Annotated in this window: 16 protein-coding genes; 11 read left to right on the top strand and 5 right to left on the bottom strand. The window is 72.0% G+C overall.

Translation table 11 applies throughout. The annotated features are described in order from the left end of the window. Positions 1-8 precede the first annotated feature (8 nt). Together ACIWVC_RS23350 and ACIWVC_RS23345 are read right to left on the bottom strand one after the other, a co-directional pair. Positions 9-497 carry a hypothetical protein gene (locus ACIWVC_RS23350; protein ID WP_396449627.1) on the bottom strand — a complete coding sequence of 163 codons (489 nt, stop codon included), beginning with the start codon at positions 495-497 and terminating at the stop codon, positions 9-11. Next, positions 494-2,305 (bottom strand): glycoside hydrolase family 15 protein, encoded by a 1,812-nt coding sequence (locus ACIWVC_RS23345; RefSeq protein ID WP_396449628.1) that lies wholly within the window; start codon positions 2,303-2,305, stop codon positions 494-496. The genes ACIWVC_RS23350 and ACIWVC_RS23345 overlap by 4 nt, the downstream gene beginning before the upstream one ends. 563 nt (positions 2,306-2,868) lie before the next feature. On the opposite strand from ACIWVC_RS23345, the gene ACIWVC_RS23340 reads away from it, so the two are divergent. The 7 genes from ACIWVC_RS23340 to ACIWVC_RS23310 are packed head-to-tail and all read left to right on the top strand — an operon-like array spanning position 2,869 to position 14,226. After that, positions 2,869-3,228: a phosphopantetheine-binding protein gene (locus ACIWVC_RS23340; protein WP_396449629.1), complete on the top strand. Its 360-nt coding sequence runs from the start codon at positions 2,869-2,871 to the stop codon at positions 3,226-3,228. Between the two features lie 11 nt (positions 3,229-3,239). After that, positions 3,240-4,517: a glycosyltransferase gene (locus tag ACIWVC_RS23335; protein WP_396449630.1), complete on the top strand. Its 1,278-nt coding sequence runs from the start codon at positions 3,240-3,242 to the stop codon at positions 4,515-4,517. Next, a complete protein-coding gene (locus ACIWVC_RS23330) occupies positions 4,514-5,767 on the top strand; it encodes a glycosyltransferase family 4 protein (RefSeq protein ID WP_396449631.1) in 1,254 nt (417 codons plus the stop codon). The genes ACIWVC_RS23335 and ACIWVC_RS23330 overlap by 4 nt, the downstream gene beginning before the upstream one ends. A 3-nt stretch (positions 5,768-5,770) precedes the next feature. Beyond that, positions 5,771-6,682, top strand: a complete 912-nt coding sequence (locus tag ACIWVC_RS23325) for a thiamine pyrophosphate-dependent dehydrogenase E1 component subunit alpha (protein ID WP_396449632.1) — start codon at positions 5,771-5,773, stop codon at positions 6,680-6,682. After that, complete coding sequence (locus ACIWVC_RS23320) at positions 6,682-7,677, top strand: alpha-ketoacid dehydrogenase subunit beta (protein WP_396449633.1); 996 nt, start codon at positions 6,682-6,684, stop codon at positions 7,675-7,677. The genes ACIWVC_RS23325 and ACIWVC_RS23320 overlap by 1 nt, the downstream gene beginning before the upstream one ends. Continuing rightward, on the top strand, positions 7,670-8,812 hold the full coding sequence (locus tag ACIWVC_RS23315; RefSeq protein ID WP_396449634.1) for a 2-oxo acid dehydrogenase subunit E2: 1,143 nt from the start codon (positions 7,670-7,672) through the stop codon (positions 8,810-8,812). The genes ACIWVC_RS23320 and ACIWVC_RS23315 overlap by 8 nt, the downstream gene beginning before the upstream one ends. Then, a complete protein-coding gene (locus ACIWVC_RS23310; RefSeq protein WP_396449635.1) occupies positions 8,809-14,226 on the top strand; it encodes an amino acid adenylation domain-containing protein in 5,418 nt (1,805 codons plus the stop codon). Before ACIWVC_RS23315 ends, ACIWVC_RS23310 begins: the two co-directional genes overlap by 4 nt. A gap of 124 nt (positions 14,227-14,350) precedes the next feature. Here the strand turns inward: ACIWVC_RS23310 and ACIWVC_RS23305 are convergent, their stop codons facing one another. The 3 genes from ACIWVC_RS23305 to ACIWVC_RS23295 form a co-directional block, all read right to left on the bottom strand. After that, complete coding sequence (locus ACIWVC_RS23305) at positions 14,351-16,081, bottom strand: tannase/feruloyl esterase family alpha/beta hydrolase (protein WP_396449636.1); 1,731 nt, start codon at positions 16,079-16,081, stop codon at positions 14,351-14,353. A gap of 90 nt (positions 16,082-16,171) precedes the next feature. Beyond that, complete coding sequence (locus ACIWVC_RS23300) at positions 16,172-17,731, bottom strand: long-chain fatty acid--CoA ligase (protein ID WP_396449637.1); 1,560 nt, start codon at positions 17,729-17,731, stop codon at positions 16,172-16,174. A 5-nt stretch (positions 17,732-17,736) separates the two neighbouring features. Further along, positions 17,737-18,729, bottom strand: coding sequence for an NAD(P)H-dependent flavin oxidoreductase (locus ACIWVC_RS23295; RefSeq protein WP_396449638.1), 993 nt, complete (start codon positions 18,727-18,729; stop codon positions 17,737-17,739). A 139-nt stretch (positions 18,730-18,868) separates the two neighbouring features. Between ACIWVC_RS23295 and ACIWVC_RS23290 the strand changes: the two genes are divergently transcribed. From ACIWVC_RS23290 to ACIWVC_RS23275, 4 genes are all read left to right on the top strand, one after another. Then, positions 18,869-20,056 carry a lipid-transfer protein gene (locus tag ACIWVC_RS23290; protein WP_396449639.1) on the top strand — a complete coding sequence of 396 codons (1,188 nt, stop codon included), beginning with the start codon at positions 18,869-18,871 and terminating at the stop codon, positions 20,054-20,056. Then, complete coding sequence (locus tag ACIWVC_RS23285; protein ID WP_396449640.1) at positions 20,056-20,508, top strand: MaoC family dehydratase N-terminal domain-containing protein; 453 nt, start codon at positions 20,056-20,058, stop codon at positions 20,506-20,508. Before ACIWVC_RS23290 ends, ACIWVC_RS23285 begins: the two co-directional genes overlap by 1 nt. After that, positions 20,505-20,918: a MaoC family dehydratase gene (locus ACIWVC_RS23280; RefSeq protein ID WP_396449641.1), complete on the top strand. Its 414-nt coding sequence runs from the start codon at positions 20,505-20,507 to the stop codon at positions 20,916-20,918. The genes ACIWVC_RS23285 and ACIWVC_RS23280 overlap by 4 nt, the downstream gene beginning before the upstream one ends. 20 nt (positions 20,919-20,938) lie before the next feature. Further along, positions 20,939-21,221 (top strand): SDR family NAD(P)-dependent oxidoreductase (locus ACIWVC_RS23275; RefSeq protein WP_396454574.1); only part of this gene is annotated, 283 nt, incomplete at its 3' end.

Below are 21,221 nucleotides of genomic sequence, written 5' to 3'. Positions count from 1 at the left end.
TACGCGGATCATTCATGGCCGCCGAGCGAAGTGAAACCTCCGACTATTGCTCCGAAGGCCACGTGGGCGAGGACGGTGACCAGTGGCGTGCTGGGCCCGTAGTTGAGCATCAAGAAGCCCGGAGGTTCCAGCAGGGCGGTCTCGGGAGCACTCGTCACAGGGCTGCCCATCCGCGGGTGGACCAACGGCAGCAGGACGTTCACCAGCGCGGTGCCGGCGAAGATTCCGTGCATGAGACCGAAGAGTGCCCCGAGCCACCAGCCGGCGTGGCCGATGGCGAGAAAGACGGCGTAGTAGACGAACGCGAACAGCTCCCCGTTGACGAAGTGCATGAGGTAGCCGATCGCCTTGGCGCGGGCCCGGTCGCCGGTCACGGCGGTGCCCAGCAGGAACGGCAGGTCCATCCGGGTGAGCTGGAACTCGCTGGCGGTGCGCAGAACGGTGGTGAGCACCAGTGTGCCGACGAACGCGCCCGCGGCGGTTCCCCCGGCGCTCACCTGCCTGCCTTCCTCGCTACCGAGTCGATGGTGCACGCGGCGCGGATCAACGCCAGGTGGCTCAGCCCCTGGGGCAGGTTCCCCAGGAAGGCGCCGGTGTCCGGATCGATCTCCTCGGCGTAGAGGCCGACGTCGTTGGCCAGCCTGATCAGGTCGTCCATCAGCGCGACGGCATGGGCGAGGCGCCCGGTGCGGGCGAGGCACTCGGCCAGCCAGAAAGAACAGGCCAGAAACGCGCCTTCGGTGCCGCTCACCCCGTCCTCGCCGGTGTACCTGTCGACGAACGGACCGTGCCTCAGTTCCTGTGCCACCGCGTCGACCGTGGCGCGCATGCGGGGATCGCCGGGATGCGAGTAACCGTGGAGAAGGCCGAGGAGCACGGCGGCGTCCAGTTCCGAACTGCCGGCGGAGCGCGTGTAGCAGCGGCGGCGGGGGGAGAAGCAGCGCGTCTCGACGAAGTCGCGCACCCGGGCGCGGGCGAGTCGCCAGCGATCCGAGCCGCGGGCGGGGATCAGGCCGCGCTCGCAGAGGTCGATGGCACGGTCGAGCGCGACCCAGCACATCATCTTCGACTGCGTGAAGTGCAGGGGAGCGCTGCGGACCTCCCAGATCCCCGAGTCCGGCGACCGCCAGGCGGCGCAGACGAAGTCGGCCAGCCCGGCCAGGCGCCGGGCGATGTCCGCGTCCAGCCGTCCGGCGGCACCGGCGTGCAGCCGGCCGGCCTGCATCAGCTCACCGTAGGTGTCCAGTTGGTCCTGGACGCCCGCCGCGTTGCCGATCCGCACCGGTCTGGAACCGCGGTACCCGTCCAGGGGGAGTATCCGCTCCGGCGTGTCGGGCCCGCCGTCCAGCCGGTAGAGCACCCGCAGTCGCGGATGTGTGAGCTGGGTGGCGTGCATGAGCCACCAGAAGTAGGCATCCGCTTCGGCGGAGCATCCGAGCCGCAATAGCGCGTCGAGGGTGAACGCCGAGTCGCGGACCCAGGAGAAGCGGTAATCCCAGTTGCGTTCGCCTCCGATGTGCTCCGGCAGTGAGGACGTCGCCGCGGCGGCGATCGCTCCCGAGGGCGCGAAGACCAGGAGCTTGAGCACCAGTGCGCTGCGCAGCACGGCGTCGCGCCACATGCCTTCGTACGAACGTTCCCCCGACCACCTGTGCCAGGACGCGATGGTGTGCTCCATACGGGCATCGCATTCTGAACGGGTCGGCAGGACGAGCGGTTCCTGGTGTGCGAACGGAATCGCCAGCAGCGCTCGCCGGCCCTCTCCCATTTCAAAGCGGCCATTGATCGCCTGGTCGGCGCACTCCGGTTCACCCGCGTCCCAGGCGCAGACGGCGAGGGCGTCCCCGCCCGCCTCCGCCACCGGTACACCGGCGCGTCTCGTGATGCGTGGACGGTGAGCACCGTAACCGAACCGCGGCTGCACGCTCCAGTGCACGGGCACGGTCCCGGCCACGCCGTCGAGACGCCGTTGCAGCTCCCGCATCGGTCCCAGCGTCCCGTCGCCCTCCAAGGTCAGCGCATCGGTGACCCGCAGACAGCCAAGGCCGGTGGTAAAGGTGGTCTCCAGAACGTTCGTGCCCGGCAGGTACCGGCGCGCGACGGTGAACGGCTCCGCCGGCTCCAGCAGGAAGCGCCCGCCCCGGACGGGGTCCAGGATCGCGGCGAACACCGAGGGGGAGTCCAGGTCCGGCATTCCCAGCCAGTCCACCGACCCGTCGGCGGCGATCAGAGCGGCACTACGCCCGTCCCCGACTACGGCGTAGTCGCGCAGCCCGGCGTAGCCGCCGCTCCGGAAGGCTGTCATGTGCCCGGACCGTACGAGGCGTCACCATGAGGGCCGCCGACTTCCATGGAACCATCGTCTCACCTGGTCACGGCCCGTTGCTTCCGACTCCTCCCCATGTGACGTCAAGTCTTCCCGTATTTACCGCCACCGTCCCCGGAAGGTGCTGGATTGAGCCCGCCACGCAGGAGCCGTTCGGGCCGGTGCTCTTACGGTGCCGCGACCGGACACCACGCTCAGCGCACGTCCGGTCGCAAAGCACGGGCGCAGGCAGGCCGATGATCTCCAGCGCCCAGCGGAGGACCCCCTACGCGGCCGCCCTTGTCGGGATCAGGGCCGCTTGAGCTGGTGAAACAGTGGCGATTCCGGGCATTCAATGTACGGGTTCGGCCACGCGAGTCACCGGTTCGGGATCACAAGAAAATCGAAACCGCAAATAAGCAGGTGGAAGGCGAAATAGATCGTTCCAATCCTGCCGGCTGAAACATGCTCGATCTTGTCGCATTGGACGCGGATGCCTTAAGCTCCGCCATGGGAGCGCTCCCACGAGCGAAATGCCGGGGCCAAAGCGGGGTGTCACGGGTATGTCAGAGACGGGCATGTCAAAGACGGGGATAACGCCGACCGAAGCGGCCGTCATCCGAATGTGGACCGATCTACTGGGGAAGCCGCCCGGTTCGGTCCATGAGGACTTCTTCGAACTGGGCGGGCGGTCGCTCACCCTGGTGCAGTTCATCGCGCGCGTTGAGGAGGCGTACGGCGTCGAGCTGCCCGTGGAGGTGCTGTTCGCCGAGGACCTCACGGTGAGCGCCGCGGCCCGGGCCGTCGACGAGGCGCTGCTTGCGGGCGTGGACAAGACCGAGTTGGACGGACTGCTGAACGAACTGGACCAGCTCTCCGACGAGGAAGTGCGCCGGCTGCTCGCCGATGGCGGGGAACACTGACTGTGGCCCGCATGCTCCTCGTGAGCCACGGCTCCGACGGCGACGTGCTGCCGTTCGTGCGCCTCGGCCGGACCCTGCGCGGCCGCGGTCACGAGGTCACGCTCATCACGCACGCACCGTACGCGTCCGCCGCTCTCGGCGCGGGACTGGATTTCGCGCCGATCGACACCGCGGCCGAGTACGAGCGCCAGCTGGGCGACACCGCGGGCCTGCTCGCCGGGCAGGCGCCGGGCCGATGGCTGGAGTTCTACGAGCGGCACGGGCTGTTCGGGCAGGCGCAGCTGGAGTTCCGGGCGATCGCGGAGCGCCACGCACCGGGCCGGACGGTGCTCGTCGGACGGCACACCTCCGCGGTGTCGGTACTGATGGCGGCCGAACGCCTGGGCGCGCCGGCGGCCTGGGTGGCGGTCTCGCCCGTGCAGATCATGGCGGCCCGGGGCGCGCGGCACCTGTACGCGACCGTGCTGCGGGAGGGACTGGAGGAGGTCCGGGCGGCGGCGGGGTTATCGCCGGACGTGGACTGGGCGGAGTACTTCCACTCGGCCGATCTTGAGCTGGGGCTCTGGCCCGCGTGGTTCGACCGGGCCGGTGCGCGTTCTCCCGGCCGGGTCCGCCTCACCGGTTTCCCGCTCGCGGACGATCGGCCGCGGCCGATCCCCGCCCGGGCGGAGGAACTGCTCGCCGGGCCGGTACCGCCCGTGCTCGTGACCGGTGGCACCGGACGGATGCTGCATCCCGAGTTCTACCCGACCGCGGTCGCGGCCTGCGCGCGGGCCGGGCGTCCGGCGCTGCTGGTCGTACGGCACCGGGACCTGGTCCCCGAGATCCTTCCGGAGGGCGTGCGCTGGTTCCCGGCGCTGCCGTTCCGCGAGGTGATGCCGAGGGTCGGCGTCGTCCTGCACCACGGCGGGATCGGTACCCTCGCCCGGGCGCTGGCGGCCCGGACACCGCAGGTCATCCTCGCCCACGGCGTCGACCGCCCGGACAACGCCGAGCGGCTCGCCGCGCTCGGGCTGGCCCGCTGGCTCCCGCAGGGCGCCTGGACTCCGGACGAGATCGCGCCTCTGCTTTCGGTCGCTCCGTCCCAGGAACCCCCGATTCAGGCGGTTCCCGGCGATGGCGCGGAGGCGGCCGCCGCGGAGATCGAAACGCTGCTGGGACGCGGCCGCGACCCCCGGGCCGCGCCACTCCCCGAGCCCGGGGCGGCCGAGCCGCTGAGGGAGCGGTTGCGGCGGTTGCCGCCGGTCCAGCGCAGGGAACTGCTACGGCGGATGGAGGGGCGCCGATGAGAGTGCTCCTGGCCCAGAACATGTTCTTCCACCGCACGCACGGCGGTGCCAACAAGTCCAACCGGATCATGATGGAGGAGCTGGCGGCGCGGGGCCACGACTGCCACGTGGTGGCGCCGCTCAGCGGGCAGCTGCGCCGTTGCACCGTCGGCGAGCTGCTGGTCCGGCTGGCCGACCGCGGTGTGAGGCCCGAGGCCGTGACGGACGAGGCGGTCGTCGCGGAGGTCGCCGGCGTACGGGCGCACTTCGTGGTCGAGCCGTCGCGGCTGGCGGCGCGGGTGCGCCAGGTCGCCGCGTCGGTGCGCCCGGACTGGACGCTGGTGCCGTCCGACGATCCGGGACTGCTGATGCTGGGGACCGCCGAGCACGCCGCCCCCGGCCGGGTCGTCTACCTCGCGCACACCCTGCAGCAACTGCCGTTCGGGGCGCGGGCCTTCTACCCCAGTGAGGCGGGCACCCGGCTGCTCCGCAGGGCGGCCGGGGTCGTCGCGGTGAGTGAGGCGGCGCGTCGCTGCCTGATGGCCGAGGCGGGAATCCCGGCGACCCTGATCCGCCCGCACGTCTACGGCCCGGGCCCGTACCCGCGCCACCGCGGCGACGCGATCACCATGGTCAACCCGTCCGGCTACAAGGGCATCGCGATCTTCCTCGCGCTGGCGGACGCGCTGCCCGAGCGTCCGTTCGCCGCCGTCCCCACCTGGGGCACCACCGAACGGGACCGGGCGGAGCTCTCCCGGCGGCCCAACGTCCGGATCCTGGAGGCCCGCGACGACATCGACGAGGTCCTGGCGCACGCCCGGATGGTCGTCATGCCCTCGCTGTGGGACGAGACGTTCGGGTACACCGCCGTGGAGGCCATGCTGCGCGGCATCCCGGTGCTCGCCGCGGACGTGGGCGGCCTGGCCGAGGCCAAGCTCGGGGTCCCCTACCTGCTCCCGGTCCGGCCCATCGGCGGCTACGCGGCGCGCCAAGGCCAGGAGCGCCCGGAGCCCGCCGTCCTCGCCCAGGACCCGGCGCCCTGGCTCGCCGCGGTGCGCGCGCTGGACGACCCCGCCCACCACTCCACCATCGCGGAACAGTCCCGCACGGCCGCGACCGCCTTCGTCGCGTCGCTGGACAGCGGCGCCCTGGAGACCTATCTGCGCCGGCTGACCCCCGCCGCCCCGGAACCCCCGGTCCGGCATGCCGGACTCCCCGCCGACGGGCACCGCCTCGCCGCCCTGGCCCGGTTACTGACGAAAGAGCGCTGATCCATGGCACCGGAACTGCTGGCTCCCGTCCCCGCGGAACTCCTCGACGACGATCTCGGCCTGCTGCTGCTCATCAGGCACTTCGAACGCAAGCTCCTGGAACTGTACGGCCGCGGGCTGCTGCACGGCACCACGCACACGTGCATCGGCCAGGAGTACATCCCGGTGGCCCTGGCCCCGCTGCTCGGCGAGGCCGACCACGTCTTCAGCAACCACCGCGGCCACGGTCACTACCTCGCCCGGTACCGGGACCCGTACGGCCTGCTCGCGGAGATCATGGGCCGGGAGGGCGCCGTCTGCTCCGGGGTGGGCGGCAGCCAGCACATCCTGCGGGACCGCTACCTGTCCACCGGCGTCCAGGGGCAGAGCCTGCCGGTCGCCGTGGGCGTGGCGCTGCACCTGGACCGGGCCGAGCCGGAAGCGCTCGCCCTGGCCTACATCGGGGACGGGACGTGGGGTGAGGGCGCCGTCTACGAGGCGCTCAACATGGCCTGCCTGTGGCGGCTGCCCCTGGTGGTGGTGACCGAGCACAACGGGATCGCCCAGTCCACCCCGACCGGTCGTCAGATGGCGGGCACGATCGGCGCTCGGGCGGCGGCGTTCGGTGCCCGCCACCACCGGACGGCCGCGGACGATGTGGTGCGAATTCGCGCCGAGGTCGGCCCGCTCGTCGAGGAGACCAGGCACGGCGCCGGGCCGCTGGTGCTGGAGTTCGAGACCCGGCGGCTGGGCCCGCACAGCAAGGGCGACGACACCCGCCCGGCCGAGGAGGTCCGGCGTCTGGAGGCCCGGGACTGGTACGCGCGGTACACGGCGGCCGACGGCTTCCGCCGGCTGGACGACGAGGCCCGCCGGTTCGTGGACCTCGTCGCCGACGAGGTCCTCGGCCGCCCGCCGTCGGTGTGGGAGCGGTGATGCGTGTCGCGGAGAGTCTGAACGCGGCCCTGCACGGGGTGCTCCTCGACGATCCCCGCGTCCACCTGCTGGGCGAGGACGTGCTGGACCCGTACGGCGGCGCCTTCAAGATCACAAAAGGGCTGTCCAGCAGGTTCCCGGGCAGGGTGCTGGCCACCCCGATCAGCGAGGGCGGCGTCGTCGGGGTCGCCGGCGGGCTGGCGCTGACCGGAGACAAGCCGATCGTGGAGATCATGTTCTCCGACTTCGCGGCGCTCGCCTTCGACCAGATCCTCAACTTCGCCGCCAAGTCGGTCACGATGTACGGGCGGCGGCTCGGCCTGTCGCTGGTGATCCGCTGCCCGACCGGCGGCCACCGGGGGTACGGGCCCACCCACAGCCAGAGCCTGCAGAAGCATTTCGTCGGGATCCCGGGCCTGTCGGTGTTCGAGGTGTCGCCGTTCGACGACCACCGCGGCCTGTTCGACACGATGCTCGCGCTGGGCGAGCCGTGCCTGCTCTTCGAGGACAAGGTCCTCTACACCCGGCGGGTCTTCACCGGCGGCGCGGTGGACGGCCTGTTCCGCTACGACGTGCTCGGCGACGTGGCCAGGGTCTACGCGGACGATCCGGAGACCTGCGACTGCGTGCTCATCGCGCCCGGCGGACTCGCCCACCGGGCGCTCGACGCGATGCGGGCGCTGCTGCTCGAAGAGGAGGTCAGCTGCGTGCTGCTGGTCCCTCGCCGTCTCCATCCGCTGGACGACGCCCTGGCGGCCGCCCTGCCGGGCCGGACCACCGCGGTGGTGGTCGCCGAGGACGGGCCGCCCGGCGCCGGCTGGGGCGCCGAGGTCGCGCACCGGCTGCACGAGCACCTGTGGGGCCGCCTGCGGCGACCGGTCCGCCTGGTCGCCTCCGCCGACAGCGTCATCCCGACCGCCGCCCACCTGGAACGCGACGTGCTGGTCCAGGACGGCGACATCCGCCGCGCCGTACAGGAGGCCGTACGTGCCTGAGATCCGCGTGCCGAAGCTCAACAACAACGACACCGAATACGTCCTGGTCGAATGGCTCGCCGAGGACGGCGCGGTGGTCCACGAGGGCGCCCCGCTGCTGGTCGTCGAGACCTCCAAGGCCGCCGAGGAACTCGCCTGCGAGACCTCCGGCGAGCTGCACCGCCTGCTTCCCGAGGGCGCGACCTGCGCCCCCGGCCAACTCGTCGCCCGCATCGGCGACTCCACCGCGGAGCCGGAGCCGGAGCCCGCCCCGGAGCCGGCCCCGGAGCCCGCCCCGGAGCCGGCTGCGGAGCCCGTCGCGAAGACCGCGGCCGCCGTGGACGCCGACGGGACGGGTCCCGTGATCACGGCGCCCGCGCGGGCGCTGATCGACGAGCATGCCATCGAGCCGGAGCGGGTGCGGGCCCTGGGGCTCGCACTGGTCCGGCGCGCGGACGTGGAGAAGCTGATCGGCGGCGGGACGCCGGCGCTCCGGCCGCTGCCCGCGGTGCAGCGGGCGGTCGCGGCCACGGTGGAACGTTCTCGGCAGACCATTCCCGCCGCGTTCACCGCGATCAAGGTGAACGCCGGGCCTGCGCTGGCCCGCGGCAAGGCGCTCACCCGGGAGCTGCGCGCACTGGTCGGGCTGCCGGAGCTGGCCGTCCAGGCGGTGGCCGGGCTGCACGCGACGTTCCCGATGTTCTTCGCCGAGCCGGTGGACGGCCGGGACGTGCGGCTCTCGGAGCGGCCGGACATCGGCGTCACCGTCGACGTCGGCAAGGGGCTGTACGTGCCGGTCGTCCGGGACGCGGCCAGGCGCACGCTCCAGGAGATCGCCGAGACCACCATGCGGTTCCGGATGACCGCGCTGCGCGGGTCCTTCACCGAAGAGGACCTCGCCGGCGGCAACATCGTCATCGCACTGAACACCGACACGGACGCGCTGCTCGCCATACCGATCGTGCATCCCGGCCACGCCTGCGCGCTGTCGCTGTGCGCGCCCCATCAGGAACTCGTGCTGACCGATGACGGCGAGGTCGCCGCGCGGACGGCCGTGACGCTGGGCCTGGCCTACGACCACCGGTTGGTGAACGGCCGGGACGCCCTCGAATTCCTGCACGCGCTGCGGACCGCGCTGGAAGGAGCGTCGGCGTGACGACCACCGACGTCTCGGGCCTGTCGCCCGAACGCCAGGCCGCGCTCGCACGGCTGCTGGCCCAGCGCCGCGCCGCCGAGACCGCGGGCATCAGGCCGCGGCCGCGCGACGGCGGCATGCTGCCCTGCTCGTTCGAGCAGCGCCGGATGTGGCTGGCCGCCCAGGTCGACCCGGACGGCGTCGCGAACGTCACGGCCGGGCTGAGCCTGCGCGGCGCCTTGGATGCGGACGCTCTGCGCGCCGCGGTCGGCGACCTCGTGCGGCGGCACGAGATCCTCCGGACCGCCATCGTGGACGTCGAGGGCGAGCCGTACCAGCGCATCGCGCCCGAGATCGAGCCGCCGGTCGAACTGGTGGACTTGAGCCACCTGCCCGCGGCCGCGCGCGAGGACCGCGCCCGCGACCTCGCCCGGCTCGCGGCCGGTGAGCGCTTCGACCTGGCCCGCGCACCGCTGTTCCGCGTGCACCTCTACCGGCTCGCGCCCGAGGAGCACCGGCTGCTGTTCGTCTGGCACCACATCAACGCCGACGGCTGGTCGGTGGACAACGCCATCGGCGAGATCGCCGCCGCGTACCAGGCCCACCGGGACGGCACGCCGCTCGACCTGCCGCCGCTGCCCGTCCAGTACGCGGACTACGCCGCCTGGTCGCGGGAGCGCATGACCGGTGACGTCCGGCGCGGCCGCCTGGACTACTGGAAGGACCGGCTGTCCGCCGATCCGACCGAGCTGCGCACCGGTGAGCCCGGCCCGGCGCGCACGGCGGAGGTGGTCGCCACGGTCCCGGCCTCGCTGGCCGAGGCGGTGCGGTCGGCGGGCGGCCCCCGGACGACGCCGTACGCGGCCTTCCTCACCGCGTACAAGGTCCTGCTGATGCGGCTCACCGGCGAGCGGGACGTCACGGTCGGCTCGGTCACCGGCGGCCGCGGGCGCACCGAACTGGAGCCGCTGATCGGCTGCTTCATCAACCTGCTGCCGCTGCGCACCGGGCTCGGCCGCGAGCTGACCTTCCGGGAGGCGGTGGCCCGGGTGCGGGCGACGCTCGGCGGCGCCCTGCAGCACGAGCTGCCGTTCGACGAGCTGGTCTCCGGGCTGTCCGCCGGCCGCGGCGGCCGGTCGGGAAGCCTGTTCCAGAGCGCCGTCATCCACCAGCAGGCGCACGCCGAGCATCCGGATTGGCGCGGGCCGGCGGTGGAACGCTGGGGACGGCCGCTCGACGAGGCGGCCTTCGACCTGGCGCTGATCGTCCGGGAGCTGCCGGGCGAGTTCGAGCTGTGCTTCCGCTTCCGCGGTGACCGGTTCGCCGCGGAGGCCGTGGAGGACCTGGCCGCGCGGTTCGAGACGCTGCTGCGCTCGATCGAGGCGGCGCCGCTGGCCCGGCTGGGCGACCATGAGCTGCTCGGCCCCGGGGAACACGACCGGGTCGTCCGGGAATGGAACGCGACCGGCGCCGTCCGCCCGCCGTGGACCGGGCTGCACCGGATCATCGAACCGCACGTGCGCGACACCCCGGACGCCCCGGCGGTCGCCTTCGGCGAGCGGACGCTGAGCTACGCGGAGCTCGACCGGGGCGCCACTCGGCTGGCCCGGCGGCTGCGCGGGCTCGGCGCCGGGCGGGACGTCCCGATCGGCGTGTGCCTCGATCAGAGCGTGCAGACCGCGATCGCGGTGTTCGGCGTGCTGAAGGCGGGTGCGCCGTACCTGCCGCTCGATCCGGAGCTGCCGGCGTCCCGGCTGGAGTACATGCTGTCCGACGCGGGCGCGCCCGTGGTCATCACGACGCCCGGACTGGCCCCCGGGCTCACCGGCTGCGGCGCCCGGATCGTCCTCATCGGCGAAGACGGCCTCCCCGTGGAGGACCTCCCCGAGAAGCCGCTGGACGACGGCGCCGGGCCGGACGACCTGGCGTACGTCATCTACACCTCCGGGTCGACCGGGACGCCCAAGGGCGTCGCGGTGCAGCACCGGCAGATCGTCAACTACCTGGAGGGCGTGCGGCAGCGGTTCGGCATCCGGCCCGGGTCGGCGTTCGGGCTGCTCCAGTCGCTGACGTTCGACTTCGGCATCACCACCTTCTACCTTGCGCTGGCCACCGGCGGCCGACTGCACATGATCCCCAAGCGGTCCTCGGGCGCCGAGCTGGCCGCCGCCATGGCCGACGCCGGCATCGACTACCTGAAGATGACGCCGTCGCACCTCGCCGCGCTCGCCGACGAGGTCGGCGCCGAAGCGCTGCTGCCGCGCCGGGCGCTCATCGTCGGCGGCGAGGCGTCGCGTACCGCCTGGCTGCGCGAGCTGGCCGGATACGGCAGATGCGAGGTGTTCAACCACTACGGGCCCACCGAGGCCACGGTGGGCCTCACCACCTGGCGGGTGACCGCGGACGGCCCCGCGGGCACGCTCGCCCCGATCGGCGGCCCGCTGCCCGGCGCGCGGGCGTACGTGCTGGACGAGGACCTGCACCCGGTGCCGCCCGGCGTGACCGGCGAGATCTTCCTGGGCGGCGACCGGCTGGCCCGCTGCTACCTGGGCCGACCCGAGCTCACCGCGGAACGGTTCGTCGCCGACCCGTTCGGCGCCCCCGGCGACCGGCTGTACCGCACCGGCGACCTCGGCCGGTACCTGCCGGACGGGAACCTGGAGTTCCTCGGCCGCCGCGACCACCAGGTCAAGATCCGCGGCTACCGGGTGGAACTCGGCGAGGTGGAGGCGGCGCTGGCGACCTGCCCGGGCGTGGTGCAGGCGGTGGCGACGGTCCGGAACGACCGGCTGATCGCCTACCTGGAGGGCACGGCCCGCCTCCCGGCCGGCGACCTGCGGGCCCGGCTGGCCGGGCGGCTGCCCGACTACATGGTGCCGAGCCGGTTCGTGTGGCTGGAGCGCTTCCCGCTGCAGGCGCACGGCAAGGTCGACCGCAAGCGGCTGCCCGAGCCGGTGGACGACCGATCCGACCAGGTGACGGCCTTCGTCCAACCGGAGGGGCCGATCGAGCGCGTCGTCGCCCAGGTGTGGGCCGATGTGCTGGGCATCGAGCGGATCGGGGCGCTGGACGACTTCTTCGACCTCGGCGGCCATTCCCTGCTGGCCACGCAGGTGGTCGCGCGGCTGCGGCGCGCGCTGCCCCCGGGCGCCCGCCCGGTCAGCGTGGTGGAGTTGTTCGACGAGCCGACCGTGCGCGGCGTCGCGCGGCTCGCCGCCGGACCCGACGCGGAACGGCCGCTCCTGCACGAGCTGACCCGTACCGGGTCCGCCGAGGTCTCGTATGTGTGCGTGCCCTACGGCGGCGCCAACGCGGTGGTCTTCCAGCCGCTCGCGGACGCCCTGCCGGAGGGGCACGCGCTCTACTCCGTCGCGGTGCCGGGCCACGACGTCGCGGTGGAGGAGGAGACGCGGCCCCTTGAGGAGGTCGCGGAGCGCTGCGCGGCGGAGATCCTGGAACGGATCCGCGGGCCTCTGGTCGTCTACGGGCACTGCGGTCCCGGTGGGGCGCTCGCCATCGAGATCGCCCGCCGCGTCGAGGCCGCCGGGCGCCGGATCGACGCGGTGTACCTCGGCGGCGTGTTCCCCTTCGCCCGGCCCCGCGGGCGGGTGCTCGGGCCGCTGTTCCGCGCGCTGCGGATCGAGCGCCTGCGCAGCGACACCGTCTACGCCAACTGGCTGCAGGCCATCGGGGCCGATCTGGCCGAGGCCGACGCCGAGCAGCGCCGGTTCCTGGTCAGGGCGATGCGCGCGGACGCCGAGCAGGCCGAGGAGTACTTCACCGGGCTGCTCGACCGGGGCGTGCCACCGCTCGCCGCGCCCGTCATCTCGGTGGTGGGGGAGCGGGATCCCGGCACCGAGTTCTACCGCGAGCGCTACCGGGAGTGGGGCTTCCTCACCGGCACCACCGCGCTCGTGGTGATCGACGAGGCCGGGCACTACTTCCTGAAGTACCGGGCCGCGGAACTCGCCGAGATCGTGACCACGGTGCACCGGGACCTGTCCGCCCCCGGCCGGGGGCCGGACGCCACATGGTGGCTGCAGGCCGTCGACGACACCGCGTCCGCCGGACCGGCGGTCTCCTCCGGCACGCCGGACGAGGTGCGGCCCAGCATGGGGCGGTTCCTGGGGGTCGCGGCCGGTCAGATGGTCTCCATGATCGGTACGGCGCTGACCGAGTACGCCATACCGATGTGGACCTACCTGGAGTCGGGCTCGCTGCTGCGCTTCACCGTCTTCGCGCTGGTGGCCCTGGTGCCGGGCCTGCTGGCCGCGCCGCTGCTGGGCGCCCTGGTGGACAGGACCGACAGGCGGCGGGCGCTGCTGGCGTCCGGCCTGGTGGCGGGCGGCGTGCAGGGGGTGCTGCTGGTCGTCCTGGCGAGCACCGGCGGCCTGCCCGCGATCCCGTTGTACGCCCTGCTCTGCGTCCTGTCGGTGGCGCTCACCGCGCAGCGGCTCGCGTACGGCTCCGCGGTGCCGCAACTGATCCCCAAGCAGTACATGGGGCACGCCAACGGCGTCGTGCAGTTCACCATGGGGGTGGCCCGCTTCCTGGTCCCGGTGGTCGCGGTGGGGATGATGGCGACGGTCGGCCTGTCGGCCATCCTGACCATCGACGTGGTCAGCTATGTGGCGGCGGTCGGCGTGCTGGCGCTCGTGCGCTTCCCCGACACCCTGCCGTGGCGCCCGCGCGAGGGCCTGGCGGCCGAGGTCCGGTACGGCTTCCACTACCTGTGGCGGCGGCCCGGACTGCGCGCCATGGTCGTCTACTTTTTCGTTCTCAACATCTTCCTGGCCGCGGTCTTCGTGCTGATCTCACCGCTCGCGCTGTCGGCGGGCACGCTGTCGGACGCGGGCTGGATCGCCATGATCGCCGGCATCGGCGCGACGGCCGGCGGAGCGCTGATGGCCCTGTGGGGCGGCCCCAGGCTGCGCCGCATGCGCGGGATGCTCCTGTTCGCGCTGCTGTTCGCGGGCTGCTGCACGGTCGCCGGGCTGCGCCCCGCGCTGCCCGTCATCGCCGCCGGCGTCTTCGGCATGTGCCTGACGATGGCCGTGGTGGACGGCATCTGGATGACCGTCATCCACACCAAGGTCCCGCACCGCTTCCACGCCCGCGTGATCGCGGTGAACCAGATGCTCGCCATGTCCACCCAGCCCCTGGGACTGGTGCTGGTGGCGCCGCTGGCCCCCGCGCTCTTCAACCCGCTGCTCGAACCCGACGGCCCGCTGGCCGGCACGGTCGGCGGGCTGCTGGGCACCGGCGAGGGCCGCGGCATCGGCCTGCTCTATGTCCTGTGCGGCCTGGGCATGGCCCTTTGGACGGCCGCCGCGCTGCGCCATCCCCTGCTCGCCCACTTCGACCGCGACACACCCGACGCCGAACCCGACGACCTGGTCGGCCTCCGCACCATACAGAAGCGAACCACGTCCTGACCTCCGTCCGAGCGGGGATGCCCGGGTTCAGGCGAGACCGCGGGGCGCGCTGGCCATGTCACGCCTACGCAGTGGGCCTGCGCGCTCCCGCGGTCCTGCCTGACGGTCCTGATGTTGGAAGGTCTCAGGTGGACGGAGACCGGGTGCACTTCAGTTTGGTGCCCTCCCAGTGGCAGGTCTTCTGGTAGCCGGAGCGGAAGGGCGCGCCGGCCCACGGGTAGCGGTCGTCGGGCTGCTCGCCGGGCATGACGCCGGTGAAGTTGGCGGCGTCATCGATGCTTCCGGTGCCGGTGTACTCGGGCCGCATCGGATAGGGGTAGACGGGCCGCGTCCGGACGATCTTGTCCCCGTCCTTCTCGGCGGCGATGATCTTCTGCGGGGCGGCGCCCTTCTCGACCCAGTCGTACAGGGGTGTGAACAGGTCGAAGGTGTCGGGTCCATAGCCGTTGACGCAGTGGAAGACGCCGGGGAACAGGAACGTCCGCGCGAAGGTCTGAGTGGCCTTCATCCCGCCCATCCGCCGGGTGAGGGCGTGGTTGTAGGCCAGTGTGCTCTCGGTGGGGATGGCGGGGTCGGACCAGCCGTGCCACATGATGAGCTTGCCGCCGTGGTCGCGGAAGCGGGTCAGGTCGGGGTCGGTGGAGTCGTAGATGCCGCTCATCTCGCGGAGCTTCTTGAAGGTGCGCAGGTCGAAGCGGTGGTCCCGCAGGGTGTAGGACGCGGGCGGGTTGTTCCAGGACCCGAAGTACTTCAGGTAGTTGTACCCGAGGGCTTCCAGGCCGCCGGTCCGGCCCTGGGGTGCGATCACGTAGCCGAGCCACGCCGCCTCGCTGCCCTTGGCGAGGCCGGCCGGGAACAGCTTCCTGCCGTGGGCGTCGACCGGGCCTTGGTAGAACTTGCGGACCACGTCGATTTGGTCTGTGGTCAGGCAGGTGGGCTGGGGCGAGGCGGTGGGGCAGCGCAGGGCGGCGGGGTCGAAGTCGCAGTCGCGGGGGTCGCCGATGAGGCCGTCTTTGAGTCCGTCGGTGGCGTCGCAGGCGGCCATGACCTTGCTCTGCAGGAGGGGGAGCTGGTCGGGGCCGAGGATCTGGTGGCCGTCGCGGTCGGTGTTGACGGTGGCGATCCAGGGGAAGAACTCCCCGGCCAGTGCGACGAGGTTGTTGCCGGGGGCGCCGGCGATGATGCCGTCGAAGTCGTCGGGGTAGCGCTGGGCCTCCATCAGCGCCTGCCGTCCGCCGTTGGAGCATCCGGCGAAGTAGGAGTGCCGCGGGGCCTGCCCGTAGTAGGCCTTGGTGACGGCCTTGGCGGCCAGCGCGGTGACGTGTTCGGAGCGGTATCCGGCGTCGATGCGCAGTTGCGGGTCGGAGTGGGCCCAGACGGCGTCGAACGCGTCGGCGCCGATGTGGCCGCTGTCGCCGGCGCCGATGACGACGTGCCCGTCGTCGGGGGGTGCGCATCCGCCGGGGACGGAGTGGTTGGGGTTGTCGGGGTCGGCGAATCCGCAGAAGCCGCCGCAGCCCAGCTGTACGTAGCGTCCGGTCCAGGCCTGTTCCGGGAGCCGGAGCTCGAACTGGACCTGCGGCGAGACGTAGCCCTTGACCTGGCAGTACGCGGGCTTGCCCTGGCCCGCCGCCACAGGCGTCGCCGAAATGATCTTTGTCGGTGCGTCCGGGAGGCCGGTGAGGTCCAATGCGGTGAGCTGCTGGCAGGAGATCGCAGCGGCCGTCGGTGCCCCTGCATTGGCCGGTGGTCCACCGGTGAGGGCCTGGGCTGCGGTGACCGCCAGCAGGACGGCCGTGAGGCTGCCGACGATCAGGAGAATGGGTCTGTTTTTGGGCAGGCTTACGCGAATCATGTGGGGTGGTGTCCTTCCGCGGGGGTGGCAGCAGGGGACTTCTCTGCTGCGGCCGGAACGGGTGGCGGTGTTGGGCGGGTGCCGGTGTCGTCAGTTGACCTGGCGGCTGCGGCCCGCCCAGTACGGTGCCCGCAGCGACTTCTTGTCGATCTTTCCTGAGGGGTTGGTGGGCAGGGCGTCGACGAAGTCGACGCTCTTGGGCGCCCAGACGCTGCCCTTGTGCTTCTTGACCAGGTCGATGAGCTCGCCGGGTTCGACCGGGGTGTCGGGCCGGGTGACGACGAGGGCCTTGACCGCTTCGCCCCACCGCGGGTCCGGGACGCCGATGACGGCGCACTGGGCGACGGCGGGGTGGGTGATCAGAACGTCCTCGATCTGGCGGGGGAAGACGTTGAAGCCGCCGGTGACGATCATGTCCTTCTTGCGGTCGACGATGAAGACGTAGCCGTCGTCGTCGATGTAGCCGATGTCGCCGGACCGGACCCAGCCGTCCTGCATCGCCTCGGCGTCCCGCCCGGCATCGACGTATCCGACCATCTGCCCGGGCTGGGAGGCGCAGATCTCGCCGGTCTCGCCCGGCGGCAGGGCGTTCCCGTCGGCGTCGCGGACGGACAGGTCGACGTGGTACATCGCTCGTCCCGCCGAGGCCAGCCGGGCGATCCCCTCGGGGGAGTCGACGCGGTGGTCTTCCTTGCGCAGGCAGGTCATGTAGCCGGGCTCGGTTCCGGCGTAGGTCTGGGCGAAGACGGGTCCGAACGCCTCCAGCGCGCGCCGGAGCCGGTCGGGCGCCATCGGCGACCCGGCGTAGATGATCGTGCGGAGCGTGGACAGGTCGGCCTTCTCGCGGCGGGGGTGGTCCAGCAGCATGTAGACGATCGTGGGGACGACGGCGGTGGCCGTCACGCCTTCCCGCTCGATGGTGTCCAGCAGCAGGTCGAGGTCGAAGCCGGGCAGCAGGACGTTGGTGCCGCCGCGCATGAAGACCGGCATCACGAAGGTCTGGGTGAAGTGGGTGAGCGGCGCGGCGTGCGCGAAGATCTCGCCGGGGCGGATGTCGCCGATCTCCAGGCCCGCGGTGATGGCGTAGTGCGACCAGGTGGCGTGGGTCTGCAGGACGCCCTTGGGGACGCCGGTGGTGCCGGAGGTGAACCCGACGAAGGCCAGGTCATCGGGACTGACCTCCACGCCCGGGTCGGCCGGGGGCTGCGCGTCGAAGGCGGTCCGGTAGTCCAGGACGCCGTCGCGGGGGTCGCCGTCGCCGAGCCGGATGAGGTGCTGGAGCTCGGGGAGCCGGTCGCGGATGCGCGCGATCTGGTCGTCGAAGGACGCGTGGTAGATCAGCGTGGAGGCCCCGACTTCGTCGAGGTAGTAGTGGAAGTCCTCGGCCGAGGCGCGGGTGGGCATCTGGGTGACCGCCGCGCCCGCCTTCCAGATCCCGCACATGGTCGGGATGAACTCCAGGCAGTTGGGCATCAGAAGCCCGACGCGATGATGGGCGCCGACCCCGAGGCCGGCGAGGCCGTGGCCGACGCGGTTGGCCCACTGGTGCATCTGCGCGTAGGTGAGGCGCCGGTCGGCGTCGACGAGGGCGGTGCGGTCGGCGTAGTAGGTGCACGTCCGGTCGAAGACCTTGGGCAGTGTTCCCCACATGGCGTCTACCTTCCTGATCCCGTGGTGGCCGCGGATTGCCGCGGTGGTGAGGGTCGCCGGTGCCCGGTGGATCGCTGGAGCGCCTCGGCCGTCGCTCGCCGCGCCTGGTCGTACTCGCGCTGGGTCTGCTGGACGAGTTCGGCGACGCTGAGGACCTGGTTGATTCCCGAGACGCTGTGGCCGGCGCTCCATACGTTGCGCTGGTTGAGGAGGCGCTGCTGGGCGAAGCCGTCCGCGGCCGGGGACAATGCGTCGGCGGTCGCCTTCAGCCACTCATCCAGGAAGTTGACCGGTAGCCCGCTCAGGGCCGTGGTGAGGGTGACGTCGTCCAAGGTGGCGTCCACCAGGGCCTGCCGGAAGGCGTCCTCGGCAAGGCTCTCGGTGGTCGCGATGAACTTGGTGCCCATGTAGGCCAGGTCGGCGCCCAAGGTCTGGGCCGCCCACAGTGCGACGCCGTCCGACACGCCTCCCGCGAGGACGATCGGTCCGTCGAAGCGGCTGCGGACGGCCCGGACGTACGACAGCGGGTTCGCCCACCCCGTCTGCCCGCCGGCGCCCGCCGTCAGCAGCACCAGGCCGTCGACGCCGGCGTCGATCGCGCGGTCGACGTGGCGCATGCTCGCGACGTCGGCGAAGACCAGGCAGCCGGCGTCCTGCAGCGGTCCGAGGACCGGGGCGGGGGAGCCCACACTGGTGATCACCAGCGGCACCTCGCGGCGGACCAGCGCGGCGACGTCCCGTTCGAGCCGGTCGTTCGAGCGGTGAACGACGAGGTTGGCGGCGAACGGCGCGGCGGCGTCCCCCAGGTCGATGAGGCCGGCGGTGATCTGCTCCAGCCAGCCGTCGAGTTCGAGGACGGTCCACGCGTTGTGGGTCGGGAATGATCCGACGACCCCGGCACGGCACGCCGCGATCACCAGGTCCGGGCCCGACACGTCGGTCATCGGTGCCGCCACGAGCGGGAGCGCGAGATGGTCCAGCCGGGAGGGCAACGCCATCGCTCCTCCAAAGAGTGAAGATCTGATACTTGATCTTGATGTCCGGTTGTAGGTCTAAGGTGCACTCCTGGTGGCGTAAGTAAATATGGATTAACCTTCCTTGGCAAGAGTGAGCACACTGGGAGTGCGGAGGTTCTGCGTGGAGCGTGTCGTTCACATCGCCGGCGTCGGGATGACGCCGTTCGCCAAACCGAGTGCCGGTCCCGCCTACAACGTGCTGGGCGAACAGGCCGCACGGGCCGCCCTGGCCGACGCCGGGCTCGGCTACGACCAGGTGCAGCAGGCGTACGCCGGATATGTCTACGGGGACTCGACCTGCGGCCAGGCGGCCCTGTACGGGCTGGGCCGGACGGGGATCCCGATCGTCAACGTCAACAACAACTGCGCCACCGGCTCCTCGGCGCTGTGGCTGGCCCGCCAGGCCGTCCAGAGCGGGGTGGTGGAGTGCGCGCTGGCCGTGGGATTCGAGCAGATGCGGCCCGGTGCCCTGGCGAGCGTCTGGGACGACCGCGCCGACCCTCTCGACCGGTTCGAGGCGGTGATGTCGCAGGTCCAAGAGGTCGACCCGCACGCGCCGGTGGCCGCGCAGTACTTCGGTGGAGCCGGCCAGGCCTACGCCGACGCCCACGGGACGGCGCCCGAGACGTTCGCCAAGATCTCGGTCAAGGCGCGGCGGCACGCCGCCGGAAACCCCCACGCGGTGTTCCGGGCGGCGCTCACCGAGGAGGAAGTACTGGCCTCCCCCCGCATCTGGGGTCCGTTGACCCGCCTGCAATGCTGCCCGCCCACGTGCGGGGCGGCCGCCGCCGTGGTCTGCAGCGCCGAGTTCGCGCGGCGGCACGGTCTGGACACCTCGGTCGCCGTCCGGGCCCAGGCGCTCACCACCGACACCGCGTCCACGTTCGACGCCAAGGACATGCTGAAGGTCGTCGGGTACGACATGAGCCGGGCAGCCGCGGAACGCGTCTACGCCGATGCCGGCGTCGGCCCCGAAGACCTGGACGTGGTGGAGCTGCACGACTGCTTCACCACCAACGAGCTGATCAGCTACGAGGCGCTCGGCCTGACCCCCGAGGGGACCGCCGAGAGGTTCGTTCTCGACGGGGACAACACCTACGGCGGGAAGGTCGTCACCAACCCCTCCGGCGGGCTGCTGTCCAAAGGGCACCCGCTCGGGGCCACCGGCCTGGCCCAGTGCGCCGAGCTGGTCTGGCAGCTGCGCGGCCAGGCCGACGCGCGGCAGGTCGAAGGCGCCCGGCTGGCACTGCAGCACAACATCGGACTCGGCGGCGCCGCCGTGGTCACCCTCTACGAGAGGACCGCCTGATGGCCGCCCCGTCGGCGATCGGCCTGTCCACCCCGCCATCGACGGTCGACGTCGAGCGCGGCCGGCTGCGCCTGTTCGCCAAGGCCATCGGAGAGACCGACCCCGTCTACACCGACCTCGACGCCGCTCTCAAGGCCGGCCACCGCGACCTGCCCGTCCCCCCGACCTTCCTGTTCTGCCTGGAGATGGACCGGCCGGACCCGTTCGCCTTCCTGACCGAGGCCGGGATCGATCTGGCGCACGTCCTGCACGGCGAGCAGAGCTTCACCTACCACGCGCTCTGCCACGCCGGCGACAGCCTGACCTTCGAGTCGCGCATCACCGACGACTACGAACGCAAGGGCGGCACGCTCCGCTTCCTCGTCCGCGAAACCCGCGTCACCCGGGGACGGGAGCCGATCGCCGACCTCGGCAACGTCATCGTCGTCCGGCAGCCGGAGGCCCGAGCATGACGACTCTCACCGAACTGCGCGAAGGCGACGAACTACCGCCCCTCCGGGTGCCGAGGATCAGCCGGACGACCCTGGCCCTGTACGCGGGTGCATCGGGAGACCACAACCCCGTCCACATCGACCTCGACGCCGCCCGCAATGCCGGGCTCGACGACGTCTTCGCCCAAGGCATGCTCTCCATGGCCTACCTGGGCCGGCTCCTGACCGGCTGGGTGCCCCAGGAGCGCATCCGCTCCTACAGCGTCCGCTTCACCGCCATCACCCCGCTGCACGCCGAGCCGGTCTGCACAGGCCAGGTCACCGCGATCGAGGACGGCGACGGAGAACGCCGAGCCCGCCTCGACCTCCAGGTCGCCCTGGGGGACGGCACCGTCACCCTGAGCGGCCAGGCCCTCATCGCACTGACATGACACCACCGGAAAGGACCCCCGTGGGAACACTCGACGGCAAGACCGCCCTCGTATCGGGCTCCGGCCGCGGCATCGGCCGCGCCATCGCCCTCAAACTCGCGAGCCACGGCGCCCGCGTCGTCATCAACGACCTCGACCCCGAACCGGCGGAGGAGACCTTGACGGCGATCAAGGCCGCGGGCGGCGAGGCGGTCGCCTGCCTGGGCAGCGTCACCGACGACGACTTCGCCGAACGGTTCGCGGCGACCGCCGTCGACACCTACGGCGGCGTCGACATCGTGATCAACAACGCCGGCTACACCT

The organism is Actinomadura sp. (genome assembly GCF_044508335.1).
Classification (GTDB): domain Bacteria; phylum Actinomycetota; class Actinomycetes; order Streptosporangiales; family Streptosporangiaceae; genus Spirillospora.
This window is presented reverse-complemented; position numbering and strand designations above follow the sequence as displayed.